This is a genomic window from Pseudofrankia coriaricola (genome assembly GCF_001854805.1).
GTDB lineage: Bacteria > Actinomycetota > Actinomycetes > Frankiales > Frankiaceae > Pseudofrankia.
Genome location: NZ_MBLO01000272.1, coordinates 11,930 through 26,052, shown reverse-complemented (window position 1 = coordinate 26,052; position 14,123 = coordinate 11,930). Strand labels below are relative to the sequence as shown.

At 73.0% G+C, this 14,123-nt stretch carries 10 protein-coding genes; 2 read left to right on the top strand and 8 right to left on the bottom strand.

Annotation, left to right across the window (positions count from 1 at the left end):
• Window positions 1-357 precede the first annotated feature (357 nt).
• Window positions 358-999 (top strand): response regulator, encoded by a 642-nt coding sequence (locus BCD48_RS42960; RefSeq protein ID WP_071054284.1) that lies wholly within the window; start codon window positions 358-360, stop codon window positions 997-999.
• Between the two features lie 448 nt (window positions 1,000-1,447).
• Window positions 1,448-4,288 carry a WD40 repeat domain-containing serine/threonine protein kinase gene (locus BCD48_RS42955; RefSeq protein ID WP_198543636.1) on the top strand — a complete coding sequence of 947 codons (2,841 nt, stop codon included), beginning with the start codon at window positions 1,448-1,450 and terminating at the stop codon, window positions 4,286-4,288.
• Window positions 4,289-4,328: 40 nt separating this feature from the next.
• Here the strand turns inward: BCD48_RS42955 and BCD48_RS42950 are convergent, their stop codons facing one another.
• The 8 genes from BCD48_RS42950 to BCD48_RS42915 form a co-directional block, all read right to left on the bottom strand.
• A complete protein-coding gene (locus tag BCD48_RS42950; RefSeq protein WP_083420082.1) occupies window positions 4,329-4,706 on the bottom strand; it encodes a metal-sensing transcriptional repressor in 378 nt (125 codons plus the stop codon).
• Window positions 4,707-4,823: 117 nt separating this feature from the next.
• Complete coding sequence (gene atzF / locus BCD48_RS42945) at window positions 4,824-6,302, bottom strand: allophanate hydrolase (RefSeq protein WP_071054280.1); 1,479 nt, start codon at window positions 6,300-6,302, stop codon at window positions 4,824-4,826.
• A gap of 135 nt (window positions 6,303-6,437) precedes the next feature.
• On the bottom strand, window positions 6,438-7,151 hold the full coding sequence (biuH, locus tag BCD48_RS42940; protein WP_071054279.1) for a biuret amidohydrolase: 714 nt from the start codon (window positions 7,149-7,151) through the stop codon (window positions 6,438-6,440).
• A 187-nt stretch (window positions 7,152-7,338) separates the two neighbouring features.
• Entirely contained in the window at window positions 7,339-8,511 is a 1,173-nt protein-coding gene (locus tag BCD48_RS42935; RefSeq protein ID WP_071054278.1) for a BMP family ABC transporter substrate-binding protein, read from the bottom strand.
• 215 nt (window positions 8,512-8,726) lie between these two features.
• A complete protein-coding gene (locus BCD48_RS42930; RefSeq protein WP_071054276.1) occupies window positions 8,727-9,644 on the bottom strand; it encodes an ABC transporter permease in 918 nt (305 codons plus the stop codon).
• Window positions 9,641-10,843 (bottom strand): ABC transporter permease, encoded by a 1,203-nt coding sequence (locus tag BCD48_RS42925; protein ID WP_083420080.1) that lies wholly within the window; start codon window positions 10,841-10,843, stop codon window positions 9,641-9,643. Before BCD48_RS42925 ends, BCD48_RS42930 begins: the two co-directional genes overlap by 4 nt.
• Before the next feature lie 41 nt (window positions 10,844-10,884).
• Window positions 10,885-12,537 (bottom strand): ABC transporter ATP-binding protein, encoded by a 1,653-nt coding sequence (locus tag BCD48_RS42920; protein ID WP_083420079.1) that lies wholly within the window; start codon window positions 12,535-12,537, stop codon window positions 10,885-10,887.
• 415 nt (window positions 12,538-12,952) lie between these two features.
• Window positions 12,953-13,762 (bottom strand): GntR family transcriptional regulator, encoded by an 810-nt coding sequence (locus BCD48_RS42915; protein ID WP_274536640.1) that lies wholly within the window; start codon window positions 13,760-13,762, stop codon window positions 12,953-12,955.
• Window positions 13,763-14,123 lie beyond the last annotated feature (361 nt).

Genomic DNA, 14,123 nt, shown 5'->3' with positions numbered 1-14,123 from the left:
CGCCGGGGCGCCCGTCACAGATGAGAACTGTCGGGCGCCAGCGCCGTCCCTACGTGGTTCCGGACCGAGGTATATGGCGGTGGCTGAGCTGATTCCGGGTCGAGGAGGTGGCTGAGTTGGCGCCGCGCCGATGCGCCGTCACCGGGCGGCGGCGTGCCTCGCTGGGCGGGGACCGGCGCCTGCCTGGGAAGCCGGTAGGCGCGGCTCACAGGCGATTCTTCGGGGGGCGGTGGTGACCGCTCGGGGGCTATCAGCGATGGTTGGTATGCCGGCGCGCGCATGGAGGACGAGTCTGGGGCCCCATGACCCGCGGAACCGGCGCGACCGAGGCGCATCACGACAGGAGGAGGAAGGCGGGTGACCGAGCGGACCGGCGGTCCTGTCGACCCAGGAGACGGGCCGAGTGCGGAACGGCCACGGAGCAAGATCCTGTTGGTCGACGACCGGCCCGACAACCTCATGGCGCTGGAGGCGATCCTGGCCTCTCTGGACCAGGAGCTCGTAACCGCCTCCTCCGGCGAGGAGGCGCTCAAACGGCTGCTCGTCGATGACTTCGCGGTGATCCTGCTGGACGTGCAGATGCCCGGTATGGACGGGTTCGAGACCGCCCACCGGATCAAGCAGCGTGGGCGGACCAGGGACACGCCGATCATCTTTCTCACCGCCATCGACCGTGAGCCGCATCACGCCTTCCGGGGATACGCCGTCGGCGCCGTCGACTACATCGCCAAGCCGTTCGACCCGTGGCTGCTGCGGGCCAAGGTCAGTGTCTTTGTCGAGTTGTTCGAGAAGAACGAGCGGCTCAGCGAGCTGGCCCACCAGCGGGTCCGCGACTTCGACCTGATGACCGAGGTCGCGGAGCGGTTGACCGCGCTCGATGTGCTGCTGGAGGGTGCGCGCGACGCCTCTCCCGAAGAGATCATCGCGGCGGCGGGCGCGGAGGTGCGCGGGTTGGTGGCACGACTGCGGCCGTTCGCCCGGTCAACGCCCGCCGGCTGATGTCGCCTGGGTGATCGGCGGTCGTCGGTGGCCGGCCCTTTGTTGTCGATGGTCGGGGTGGCGGCGTGCGGCGGTCGGGGAACGCGGGCGAAACGCCCGCGCGTCCGCATCTGCGCTGTCCGGGCATTCCGGCTCGTCATCGGGCCGCCCGGGCACGCGGATAGCATCCGACCTGGACAGACGTACCGAACGGCAAACTCGATGACACCTCCGAGTCCGGCTTTCAAGGACGGCCGGGTCGTCGCGGTTGCCGGCGGGCCAGCGGTATCCGCTGGGGTAACCAGGCGGCTGGATGTCGTTCGGCGAGACCGCGTCGTCCCCTGGCTGGTCGGCGTTTCCTGGAGGTCTGTGCGTGGCCGGTGAGCGCCCGACACCCGCGCGCCGGAGCCGCGGCGGCCGCGCGGAACACCCGACGCGGATTGGTCCGTACTTCGTGGAGCGGGTCCTCGTGACCAGCGGCACCGGGGTGGTGCACCTGTGCCGCGCGGGCGACGGAAGCCGCTCGGCCGTGAAGATCATCGCTCCCGACCTGGCCTGTGACCGGGCGTTCCTGGGGCAGCTGCGCGTCGAGGCGCTGCGTGCGCGAGACACCGCGCCGGCCTGCCTGGCCGAGGTCCTGGGCGTCGACGTGGACGGGCCGACGCCGTACGTCGTGACGGAGTTCCTCGACGCTCCGACCCTCGGCGCGATGGTCGCCTCCGGCGGCCCGTTGTCCGCGGCCGCGGTCGGGCGGCTGGGAGCGGCGATGGCCACCGGGCTCGCCGAGCTGCATCACCAGGACCTGGTGCTAGGCGACCTCAAGCCGGCGCGGGTCGTGCTCGCCGCCGGCGGGCCCCGGTTCATCGACTTCGGCGTCGCCCGGGCCGCCGGCCGCCTCGGCAAGGGGACGCGCCGCGGCCCGGCGATGGCGACCTTCGGCGCGCCCGCGTTCATGGCACCGGAGCTGGCCCTGGGCCATTCGCTGACAGCCGCCGCCGACGTGTTCGCCTGTGGTGCGCTGATCATCTACGCGGCCACCGGCCGGCCGCCGTTCGGCGAGGGCGCGCCGCGCGCGCTGTTGCAACGGGTCGTCTACACCGAGCCCGACCTCGCGGGCGTGCCGGCGCCGCTCGCGGCGCTGCTGGCCGACGTGATGCGCAAGAACCCGGACCGCCGGATCAGCGCGCGCGACCTCGCCGACCGCCTGCTCGAGCTGGCCAACCTGCCCACACCGGCCACCGCGCCTGTCCCCGCGCCCCCGGCCCCCCTCGCCCGTGCCACGGCCGGCCAGTTCGCGGCGGCAGCCGGGCTCGAGGACCTCTTCGAGGACGTCGCGCCGCGGCTGGAGAACGACGACACCCGTCCAGCGGACGAGCCGGTGGCGGTGGACGAGCCGACCGCGGTGGACGAGCCGGCGGCGGACGATGCCACGTCAGCACCAGCCACGTCCGCGCCGCCCGGGTCCGCGACGGCTACGGCAGCCTCGCCCGAGGAGACAGCCTCGCCCGAGGAGACAGCCGAGCCCGTCGCGACGGCTGAGAGCGACGTCACGGCGATTTTGGCGACGGCCGAGGCATTGAGCGCGGTCGACCTTCCGGAAGGCGCCGCAACGGTTCCGGACGCCCCGGTGGTGGTGCCCGACGACGAGGTGCCCGACGACGAGGTGCCCGACGACGAGGTGCCCGACGACGAGGTGCCCGACGACGAGGTGCCTGACGAGGACGGCCCACCGGCGCCCGACGAGGACGCCGGTGCATCCGCGCCAGCGGCGTCCGCCCCAAAGGGCGGGACGAAGCTGACGGGGGACAGCGAGCCGTCCGCCGAGCCGACGCGATCGGATGACGCTCCCGGCGAGTCCGCCATCGTCCCGTTGCCCTCCGCCGCCCAGGGCGCCGACGACGAGTCGGCCTCGCCGCCGGCGCCGGACACCGAGCCAGCGCGGGGCGGGGGCGGTAGCCGCTGGCTCCGGGCGGCCGCCCGCCGGCCGCGGGCGCTGGTGACGCCGGCAAGCGTGCTAACCGGCGCCATCATGGTCGCCGTGGTGGTCGTCGGCGTGATCGCCATCCTTGACCGGGCGCACGCGGCCCGGGACGCCGCGACGTCGCGGCGGCTGGCGGCCGAGGCGGGTCAGCTCCTCCCCGCGCGCCCGGATTTCGCCGGCCAGCTCGCCGTGGCCGCATACCGGATCTCCGAGACGCCGCAGGCCGCGAAGGTGCTGGTCGACGCCGCGGTGCGCGAGACCGGGCAGGCGGGCGGCGCTGTCCATGACGTCGCGCTCAGCGCGGACGGCGCCACCCTCCTGCAGGCGGGTGACACCGGCGTTGGCGTCTGGGACCTGCGCGACCCGAGCACGGTTCACCGCGGTGCCACGCTCCTCGCGAAGACGGGCGCGGTCATGGCGGTCACCGCCGCGCCGGCGGACGCCGGCAACCGGCGGGTGATGGCCACCGGCGGGGCCGACCGGCTGGTCAGGCTGTGGGACCTCACCGACCCGGCCCGCCCCGTCCAGCTCGCGGCGCTGCGCGGCGCCGCGGCGACGGTCAACGACATCGCCTTCTCCGCCGACGGCCGCACGCTGGCCACCGCCGAGGCGGATGGCGCCGTGCGGCTCTGGGACGTCGCCGACCACGCCCACCCCCGCCAGCTCGCCGCCGTCAGGGTCGCGGGCCCGGCGCTGTCGGTCGCGCTCGCGCCGGACGGCCGGACCCTCGCGGTCGGGGCCGTCGGCTTCCTGCGGATCTGGGATCTCCCGGAGCGGGCCCAGCCTCGCCCGTACGCCGAGTTCTACGTCTGGGCCAAGGCGAGTCAGGTCCGGTTCAGCCCGGATGACTCCCTGCTCGCCGTCGCCACCACCCCGCTCGACCGGCGCTCCGCCGGCGTCGCCGCGTCCACGGCGTCGGACGGCGGCAAGGTCCAGCTCTACCAGCTTTCGGGCGGCCGGCGGCCACGGCCGGTAGCCACGTTCGGCGCCCGCCCCGCCGGCGTCGCCGGACTGGTCTTCAGCCTGGACGGGCGGACGCTTCTGACCGGCGGTGCCGACGGTGAGATCTCGGTCTGGGACATGACGTCGCCGACGCGCCCGAAGGTCGGCGGGACCCTGCGCGTGGACGGGACGCCGGGCGCGCTGGCCCTCAGCTCGTCCGGCCGCGGCTGGGTGCTGGCCGCCGCCGGCGCCGGCTCGGCGCGGGTGTGGGAGCTCGACCCGGCGGTCGCCGCGGAGCAGGTCTGCGCCCGCGTCGGCACTCGCCTCACCCAGGCCGAATGGCTGCGCGCCGCCCCTGGCCGCACCTACGAGGCCCCCTGCCCGTAGCCCGCGGGGGAGGACAGGCGAGGGGCGGGAGCGGGCAAGGTCAGGAGCGGACGAGGCGGGCGATGGCGGCGCTCGCCTCGCGCAGTTTCTCGTCGGCGACCGGGCCGCCGGTGGCGACGGCGTCCGCGACGCAGTGGCCGAGGTGGTCCTCCAACAGGCCGATCGCGACGGACTGCAGGGCGCGGGTGGCGGCGGAGACCTGCGTCAGGATGTCGATGCAGTACTTGTCCTCGTCGACCATGCGCTGCAGACCACGGACCTGGCCCTCGATCCGGCGCAGCCGAGCGAGGTAGTCATCGCGGTGCGCACTGTAGCCGTGCTGGCCGTGTGACGGCACCGCCTCGGCGACCGGGTCCTGGGTCCCGTCCTCGTCGCCGCTCACGTCGGGCCCGTCGCCTGCCCGCGGCTTCGTCGACATGGCTGCCACGCCCCGTCCCTAGCCCACCAGGTACTCCCCAAGGGTACCCAGCCGGCTCGCCGCCGTGGGGCGGGCCGCGGCCGCCACACGGCCGTGGCCCGGGCTCGTCGGGCGCGATCAGGCAGGCAGGCTGGTGGCCGCCGTCCCGGGTGCCGCGGCCAGCGGGAAGGTGCCGCGTCCTGGCGCGAGGCCGGAACTCGTGTGCAGCGCGGCGCCGACGGCGGCGAGCTGGGCGTCGGAGCCGGCCGGGCCGATGACGCTCACGCCGTAGGGCAGACCGCCGCCGAAGCCGACCGGGACCGCGACGGCGGCGAGGTCCAGCAGGTTCGCGAACGTCGTGTACCGACCGAGGCGGGCGTTGCGCCGGATCGGGTCGGCCAGCATGTCCGCGACGGAGAACGTCCGGGGCACGGTCGGCAGCACCAGCGCGTCGACCGCCCGCCACGTCGCCTCGGTCTGGCGGCGCAGCGTCCGCAGTCGGTCGACACCGGTGAAGACGTCCACGCCGCTGATCCGGGCGCCGGGCGCGAGCAGCTCGGCGACGACCGGGTGCACGGCGTCCGGATGCTCCTCCAGGAAGTCGCCGACCGCGGCGTAGCGCTCGGCAAGCCACGGGCCCCCGTAGAGCATGGTCCCGGCCTCGAAGAACGGGGCGAGGTCGATCTCGACCAGCTCCGCGCCCATGGCGGTGAGCAGGTCGAGCGCGCGCCCGAACACCGCCTGGACCGCGTCGTCGCAGTCGGCGGCCACCATGGCCGCGGCCGGGATCCCCAGCCGGACGGACGGCGCGCCCAGCCCCCCGAGACTGGGCGCGCCTCCCTCGCCCGTCCAGGGGACCCGGCCGGGTGTCGGCGAGGGAAACTGGCGCGACCAGGGGTCGTGCTCGTCGAAGCCGCTGATGACGTCCAACACGAGCGCGCCGTCGGCGATCGACAGCGCCGCCACGGAAGGGCAGTCCAGCGACCGGCAGGCCGGCACAACGCCCCTGGAGCTGACCAGCCCCCGGGACGGCTTGATGCCGACGGTGTTCGTCAGCGCGGCCGGCACCCGGCCGGAGCCGGCGGTGTCGGTGCCGATGGCGAACGTGACCAGGCCCGCGGCGACCGCGACCGCCGACCCGGAGCTGGACCCGCCGGCGATCATCGCCGGGTCGAACGGCGAGGTGGGGATGCCATAGGGGCTGCGGACCCCGGACAGGCCGGTGGCGAACTGGTCGAGGTTGGTCTTGCCGACACAGACGGCGCCGGCGGCGAGCAGCGCGTCGACCAGCGGCGCGCCGACGGTGGCCTGGTAGCCGAAGCCCGGGCAGGCGGCCGTCGTCGGCATCCCGGCGACGTCGATGTTGTCCTTCACCCCGAACGGCAGGCCGAACAGCGGCGGGAGGTCGTCACCGGGCGCCACCGCCGCGGCACGCGCGTCGAGCTCGGCCGCCCTGACGAGGAGGTCGGTGCGGTCGGCGACGTGGATCCAGACGCCATCGTCGCCGCGGGCGGCGATCGCCGCCAGCACCGCGTCGACGACGTCGGCCACGCGCAGCCGCCCCGAGAGGTAGGCGGCGCGCAGCACGGCGGCCTGCAGGTCGAGCGGCGCCGGCACGAGCGCCGGCGCGGTCGGGGAAGCCGGGGCTGGGGCTGGGGCTCCGGTCAGGGCTTGGGTTTGGGTTTGGGTTTGGGTTTGGGTTTTAGGATGTGCCAGGGCTTCGGGCTCGGGGAAGGCGCTGACCATCGCCGGTCAGCCGGCGACCGGGGCGGCCACGGCGGTGAGCAGCGCGTCCGAGGTGGCGACCGAACCGAAGACGCCGCCCTGCATCTTGACCATGTTGAGGGCGGCCTCGTAGTTGCCGTGGTCGGTCGCGCCCGTGCAGTCGGACAGCAGCAGGCACTCGTAGCCACGGTCGTTGGCGTCGCGCATCGTGGTGTGGACGCACACATCGGTGGTGATGCCGGTCAGGATGATGTGGGTGATGCCGGCGCGCTGCAGGACCAGGTTCAGGTCGGTCGCGTAGAACGAGCCCTTGCCCGGCTTGTCGATGACGACCTCGCCGGGCAGTGGGGCGACCTCGGGGACGATCTCCCAGCCTGGTTCGCCGCGGGTCAGGATCCGCCCGCACGGGCCCTCGTCGCCGATGCCGGCGCCGATCCGCTTCGAGCGCCACAGCTTGTTCGGCGGGCAGTCGGACAGGTCCGGGCGGTGGCCCTCGCGGGTGTGCACGATGAAGAACCCGAGCGGCCGCAGTACCTCGAGCAGTCGCGCCGTCGGTGCGAGCCCCGCCCTGGTGAGCTCCAGGTCGTAGCCCATGGCGTCGACGTAGCCGCCCTTGCCGCAGAAGTCGACCTGCCAGTCGATGTTGATCACGGCGGTGGTGGCCGGGGAGAACGATCCGTTGTACGGCCAGTTGTACGGGTCCGCCTCAACGGTGGCGAAGGTGACGTCGTTGGCGGTCATCGTGGTCCTTTCGGTTTCCCCGAGCTGCTGGCGTGGTCGACGGCCGGCGACGGCGGCCGTCGGCGGCCCGGACGCCCCGGCGGCACGGAAGCCGCGCCCCGGGGCGTCGCGGGGGTGGAGCGGTAGACCTGACCGCGGCGGGACGGCGACGCCCCTGGCCGCGGTCAGGTCATGATCCGGGCCGTCCTCAGGACTTGGGAAGCTCCCCGACGACGCCGTCGACGAAGTAGTCGATGGTGTCGAGGGTGGCGTAGTCCGGGACCGTGCCGGCCGGGATGCGCACCTTGCCCTCCTGGTCGGTGATCGGGCCCTTGAACGGCGAGCCGTCCGCCGCCGAGATGTCCGTCTTGGCCTTCGTGATGGCGTCCTTCGTCTCCTGGGTCACGGATGGCCCGAACTTCGACTGGACGAAGGGGTTCTCACCGTTCTTGTATCCGACGCGGTAGTTCGCGTTGTACTTGCTACCGGTGAAGGTCCCGCCCAGCGCGGTCTTCACGATGTCGGTGTAGAGCGGGCCCCAGGCCCATTCGGAGCCGGTGAGCCAGCCCTTAGGCGCGAGCGACGAGGCGTCCGCGTGGTAGCCCACGGTGAATGCCCCGCCGGCCTCGGTCGCCTTGATGACGGTGCCGGTGCAGTCCTGGTGCTGGCTGATGACGTCGACGCCCTGGGAGAGCAGGCTCTGCGTGGCCTGGGCCTGCTTGGCCGGGTCGCACCAGTTGGAGGTGTTGACGGTGTAGGTCTTCGCGTCCGGGTTGACCGACTTCGCGCCGAGCTCGAACGCGTCGATGTTCGCGATGGTCTGCGGGATCGGGAACGCGTAGACGTAGCCCAGCTTGTTGGACTTCGTCGCCTTCCCGGCGGCGATGCCGGCCAGGTAGACCGGCTCGTAGACCGTGCCGAAGTAGGTGCCGGTGTTCGCCGTGACCTTTCCGTCGGCGATCACGTTGCCCTGCTGGACGACGACTACGTCCGGGTGGGCGGCGGCGACCTTGAGCGCGGCGTCCAGGTGGCCGTAGCTGGTGGCGAAGATGATCTTCGCCCCCTTCTGGATCATGCCTTCCATGACCCGGGCCGCGTTGTCGTCCTCGGGGACGTTCTCCGCGGTGATGACCTGCAGGTCCGGGAAGGCCTTCTTGATTTCCTGGCTGCCCTGGTAGGCGGCCTGGTTGTAGCCGTAGTCGTCCTTCGGGCCGACGAAGATGAAACCGACGGCCTTGCTGTCCTTGCCCGGCGCCGAGGAGCCGGAGGCGGTAGCGGCGGAGTCGTGGGACGCCGCGCTGCTGCAGCCGGCGGCCGCGATCGCGAGCGCGGAGGCGACGGCGGTGAACGCCACCACGACCCGCCGTGAACGGAATCGCATTGTGAAAGAGGTCCTTCCCGGTGGAAGTGAGCCGAGGTTCCCGCGAACGGGTCGTTCTGGGCAGGGAGGGATGGCGCCGTGGGGTCAGTGCGGCGCGCGGGCAGGAGGAGATGGCCGGACGGCCAAAGGGGGCAGGGGAGGATCCCGGCCGGTCCGGCCGATCGGTCAGAAACCGATGCGGGGGCTTTGTGGCGCCGCGCGGCGCGGGTCTCGCGCTAGGCGGCGCGGGTCTCGAAGACGCGGCGCAGCTCGTCGGGCGCGGCGAGCAGAGTGCGCTTGCCCAGTACGGCGAGCACCAGGATCGTCACGACGAACGGGATCGCGTCCAGGGCGAACTGGTTGATCCCGTAGCCACGGGCCTGCAGCGCGGGGGAGAGGGCGAGCGCCGCGCCGAACAGGTACGAGCCGGCCATGACCCGCAGCGGGTTCCAGGTCGCGAAGATCACCAGCGCCACCGCGATGAAGCCGCGGCCGACCGTCATGTTCTCAAACCAGGCGTTCGAGTAGGCGATCGACAGCTGCGCCCCGCCGAGCCCGCACAGCCCGCCCCCGGCGATGACCGACACATAGCGCACGGTGTTCGTCGAGTAGCCATGGACGAGCAGCACCTCGGAGTGTTCGCCCGCCGTGCGGATCAGCAGGCCGACCCGGCTCTTGTAGAGCAGCCACCACACCATTGGGGCGACCGCGAACGAGATGTAGGTCAGCGGGTCGTGGTCGAACAGGATCGGGCCGACCCAGGGGATGGCCGACAGGCCCGGCACCTTCCACGGGTTGAGCGCGTGGATCTGCCGCCCGACGTAGGCCGCGCCGAACAGGGACGTGAGGCCCAGCGCGAAGAACATCACCGTCAGGCCCGACGCGAACTGGTTGGCCTTGCGGGCCACCACCAGCACCGCGTGCACGCCGGCGAGCGCCGCGCCCGCGCCCATACCGGCGAGCACACCCACCCACGGGCTGCCCGAGGTCGCGGTGGCCGCGTAGGCGGCCAGGGCGCCGCCCAGCATGCTCCCCTCGGTGCCCAGGTTGATCACGCCCGCCCGCTCGGAGATGGTCTCGCCGAGCCCGGCATACATGATCGCCGTGCCACCGCCGACGGCGCCGGCCAGGACGTCGACCACCAGGCTGCTCATCGCGCCTTCCCCCCGCTCTTCTTGCGTGTCGTCCAACCGAGGACGGCGATGAGCACCAGGCCCATCAGGATGTTCACCGTGGCCGCCGGCAGCGCCGAGTCGAGCTGCAGGCTGTCGCCGGCCACCGTGATGGCCGCGAGCGCGAGCGCCGCGAGCACGACGCTCACCGGGTTGTGCCGCGCGAGCCAGCTCGCGAGGAACGCGATGTAGCCGAAGTTGGTGGTGATGCCGGTGCGCAGCTTGTACTCGACGCCGGCGTAGTGGACCATGCCGCCGAGCCCGGCGAGCGCCCCGCCGACGAGCATCGCCGAGAGCAGCAGCAGCGCGACCGGGAGCCCGGCGCGCCGGGCCGCCTCCGGGTTGCCGCCGATCACCCGGAGCCGGAAGCCCCAGGTCGTGTAGCGCAGCAGCAGCCAGACGACCGCGGTCGCGATCAGTGCGAACACGATCCCGACGTGGACCGCGGTGGTGCCGAGGTAGGGCAGCTTCGCCGTGTCCGCGAGCGGTGCGGTCGTCGGCTGCCCGGTGCCGTGCGGGTCCTTCCACGGCGAGTAGATCAGGTAGAGCAGCAGGTCGAGGGCGATGTAGTTCATCAGCAGCGTGCTGACCGCCTCGTTGATGCCGACCGTCAGGCGCAGCACCGCCGCGAGCCCCGCCCAGGCCGCGCCCGCGGCCATCGACGCGACGACCATGAGGATCATGACCAGCCCGCCGCCGAGCCTGTCGCCGAGCGAGATCCCGATCCCGCCGGCGGCGACCGCGCCGATCACGATCTGGCCCTCGCCGCCGACGTTGACGAGCCCGGCCCTGGCCGGCACCACGACGGCGAGCGCGCCGAGCAGCAGCGGCGCCGCCTTGACGAAGATCTGTTCGATCGACGGCTGGTTGGTGAACGTCGAGGTCCACACGTTGGAGTAGACGCTCGCCGGGTTCGCGCCCTTGAGCAGCAGGAGCACGGTGAAGATGGCGATCGCGCCGGCGAGCGCGGCGGCCCACCGGGCGACCCCGCGTCCGATCCCGGTCAGCCGGCTCTCGACGGCCGGCGCGGCCGGCACGGCGGAGGCGCCAGGAGTCCCCGGGGCGACCGGTACCTCGGGAGCAAGGGTCGCCGTCGCGACCGCGCCCCCACCGCCGGTCGCGTCCTCCGGCTTGAACTGCGCGACTATCTGCGGGCCTCCGGCGGCGCGAGGCTCCGCCATTGTCGCGCCTCCTTCGGCCTGAGCCGGAATGGTCGTGTCGCTCATGCCCCCTCGCCCCCCTCAGGCATCGGGCCGTCCGCCAGCTGTCCAGCCACGGCGACCTGCTCGGCTGGCACCGGGGCCGCCGCCGGCGGCTCGGCCGGGGCCGGTGCGCCCGTCATCAGGGCGCCGAGCTCCTGGCGGTTCGTGGCCGCCGCCGACACGACGCCGGTGAGCCGGCCGGCGCAGAACACCGCGATCCGGTCCGCGACCGACATCAGCTCGTCGAGGTCCTCGGAGACCACCAGCAGCCCGGCGCCGTCGGCACGGCGGCCCAGTAGCAGCTCCTGGGTGCGCCGGGTGGTGGCGATGTCCAGGCCCCGGCTCGGGTAGGCGGCGACGACGAGGCTCGCCTCCCGGCCGAGCGCCCGCGAGAGCATGACGCGCTGGATGTTGCCGCCGGACAGGTCGGCGACCCGGCGGTGCGCCGGCGCCATCCGCAGCCTGACCCGGTCGTTGATCTCCGTTGTGTGCCTGCCGATCCGGCGCCAGTCCACGCCGATCCGGCGCAGGAAGGCCCGCAGGTTGCCCAGGGCCATGTGCTCGAGCACGGTCAGCGTCGGGACGACGGCGTCGTTCACCGGGTCCTCCGGCACGTCGACGGCACCGGCGGTGATCCCCGCGGTCGGGCCGCCGCGGCCGAGCTCCTGGCCGCTCACCCGGACGGTGCCGGCCGACGCCGGGCGGGCGCCGACGGCGACCTCGCACAGCTCCCGCTGCCCGCTGCCAGCCACGCCGGCCACGCCGACGATCTCGCCTGGCTGGACGGTGAGGGTGACATCGTGCAGCGCGGTGACGCCGCGGTCGCCGACCGCGCTCACCCCGACCAGCTCCAGCGCCGGCGGCGCCTCCGAGACGACCGTCGGCCGCTGGGCCGGCAGGGGTGCCACCGTCTGCCCGACCATCGCCTCGACCAGCTCGGCGTCGGTCATCGGCTTCGGGTCCACGCCCCCCAGCACGACCCGCCCGCCGCGCAGCACCGTCACCCGGTCGGCGATGGCCCGCACCTCGGCCAGTTTGTGGGTGACGATCACGACGCCGAAGCCCTGCGCCTTCAGACCGTTCACCATCGCGAACAGCGCGTCGACCTCGGACGGCGCGAGCACACTGGTCGGCTCGTCGAGGATGACGATCCGGGCGCCCGTCATCAGCACCTTGAGGATCTCGGTGCGCTGGCGCTCACCGATCGACAGGTGGCGCACCAGCGCCGTCGGGTCGACGGCCAGCCCGTAGGACTCGCTGGCCTCGGCGATCCGCTTGCGCAGCTCGCTCTGCCGCAGCGTGAGGCCGGCCCTGGCCAGCGCCAGCGCGTAGTTCTCGGTCACGGTGAATGCGGGCACCAGCCGCAGGTCCTGGAAGACCATGCCGATACCGAGGGCACGGGCCTGCGTCGGCGATCCGACGGCGACCCGCTCACCGGCCACCCGCATCTCGCCGGAGTCCGGCCGGTACATGCCGTAGACGAGCTTGAGCAGCGTGGACTTTCCGGCGCCGTTCTCGCCGATGAGGGCGTGTACCTCACCTGGCCGGACGTCGAGGCTCACGTCCGAATTGGCGAGTACCTCGCCGAACCGCTTGGTGAATCCGGTGACGGCGAGCAGCGGCTCGGCGGTGGTGGTCGCCCCGCCGGTCGCTTCGACGGTCACCGTGGACATGGCGTGTCCTCAGTGGCTCCGGGCAAACACCCAGACAATCCTGACATCGCGGCCTTCCGGTTCCTCGGCCCGGAGAGGTGTCCTCGCTGGGCCTGTCGGGCGGTGCTGGATCCGTGTCTTCGAAAGGTGTTCTCGAAGACGCGAAGGAAGGGCGTGCGCCTTGGGCGAGGCGCGCGGCAATGCTGCTTAGTTAGCCAAGATCGACCGTCATCACCGCAGGTCAACGGTTTGCATGAAGATCGCGGAGGATCCTAACTACGTGGCATTGCCTTGCGCGTAGCCCGCGGGTCGCACTTCCTTCGGCAGCGCCCGGCCGTCCGGCCGCGTGGGCCCGCCGCGCGCGGCACCGGCGAACGTGGTCAGCGGGAGATCTGTCTCCCGCGGGCCGACGACGGCGGCGAGCGGCGTGGCGATGTCACGGGCCTTGGCGCGGTGAGCGGCCTCGGCGGAGCACCATCTGGGTGATTGCGCGGGCGGCCCGCTTCTCCACGACCTCCATCGACTCGCCGACGTGGCTGCGCAGCTTGCGCACCGCGTCGGTCAGGTCGCCGGCGAGCACCGTCTCGACGATGCCGAGATGCTGCTCGATCGTGAGGTGGATGCGGTCCTCGGTGAGGAAGTCGTGCATGCGGACGGGCCGGATCCTGGCGTTTATGGCGTCGAGCAGGTTGGCCAGCTCGAGGTTGCCGGACGCCCGGGACAGCGTTAGATGGAATTCCTCGTCGAGGGCGACGAAGGAGGGGTCAGGGTCGGGAGGCGCGGTGCGTAGCGCCCGCCAGTAGTCGCGCAGCGGCTCCAGCAGCGCGGCCTCGTGCGGGACGCCGGATTCCAGCGCCCGTTCCATGCCTCGCAGCTCCAGCACGACCCGGATCTCGTAGAGGTCGCGCAGGCCGGTGAGATCCGGCTCCGCCGGGTAGTAGCCCCCGTCCGGCCGTTTCTCGACCAGGCCGTCTCCCGCCAGCCGGGTGAGCGCCTCGCGCACCGGTGTTCGCGAGACCCCGAGCAGCGCGGCGAGCCGCTCCTCGGTCAGCCGGTCGCGGAAGGAGAACTCGCCCTCCATGAGCCGCTGCCGCAGGGCGACATAGGCGTGCTCGCGCAGGTTCCCGACCGCCGCGGGCTTCGCCGACGGCCGTCGCTGCACGGCGCGCGGCTGCGCGCCCGAAACCTGCGCGCCCGGCGGCCGTGCTGCTGGCGGCTGCGCTGTCGGCGGTTGCGTCGGTGTCATGCAGCCGAGCATCCGTCATGGACCACCGCCGCGTCGCAGGCCCCCACCAGCCGCTGGCGACGACCGGGCCGGACCTGGCTCCCGACGGGCGCGGCGACAGGCACGGTCGTACCTCCTGAAGCGGGCGGCTGCTGGGAGCGGTCTGGGCCGTGGCGGGGAAGGAGGGGCGGCACGCCGCGGCGGCGGGCGGGCTGCGCGAGGCATGTCGTGACCCCCTTCCGTTTCTGAATACGGGTCTGTATACAGGCCCGTGTACATGCAGGTGACGGTAGAGATTCGCGTGTTTCGGATCAACGCGCTGCTTGTTACGTTCCCGCGTCGCGGCAGGCGTCTCCGGAGGCCCCCGGGCGTGGTGGACCGA

Bases quoted from the DNA above. Each gene is read 5' to 3' on its own strand.
- BCD48_RS42950 (WP_083420082.1), bottom strand. From the start codon at position 4,706: ATGTCGACGAAGCCGCGGGCAGGCGACGGGCCCGACGTGAGCGGCGAC.
- biuH (WP_071054279.1), bottom strand. From the start codon at position 7,151: ATGACCGCCAACGACGTCACCTTCGCCACCGTTGAGGCGGACCCGTAC.
- BCD48_RS42935 (WP_071054278.1), bottom strand. From the start codon at position 8,511: ATGCGATTCCGTTCACGGCGGGTCGTGGTGGCGTTCACCGCCGTCGCC.
- BCD48_RS42930 (WP_071054276.1), bottom strand. From the start codon at position 9,644: ATGAGCAGCCTGGTGGTCGACGTCCTGGCCGGCGCCGTCGGCGGTGGC.
- BCD48_RS42925 (WP_083420080.1), bottom strand. From the start codon at position 10,843: ATGGCGGAGCCTCGCGCCGCCGGAGGCCCGCAGATAGTCGCGCAGTTC.
- BCD48_RS42920 (WP_083420079.1), bottom strand. From the start codon at position 12,537: ATGTCCACGGTGACCGTCGAAGCGACCGGCGGGGCGACCACCACCGCC.
- BCD48_RS42915 (WP_274536640.1), bottom strand. From the start codon at position 13,762: ATGACACCGACGCAACCGCCGACAGCGCAGCCGCCAGCAGCACGGCCG.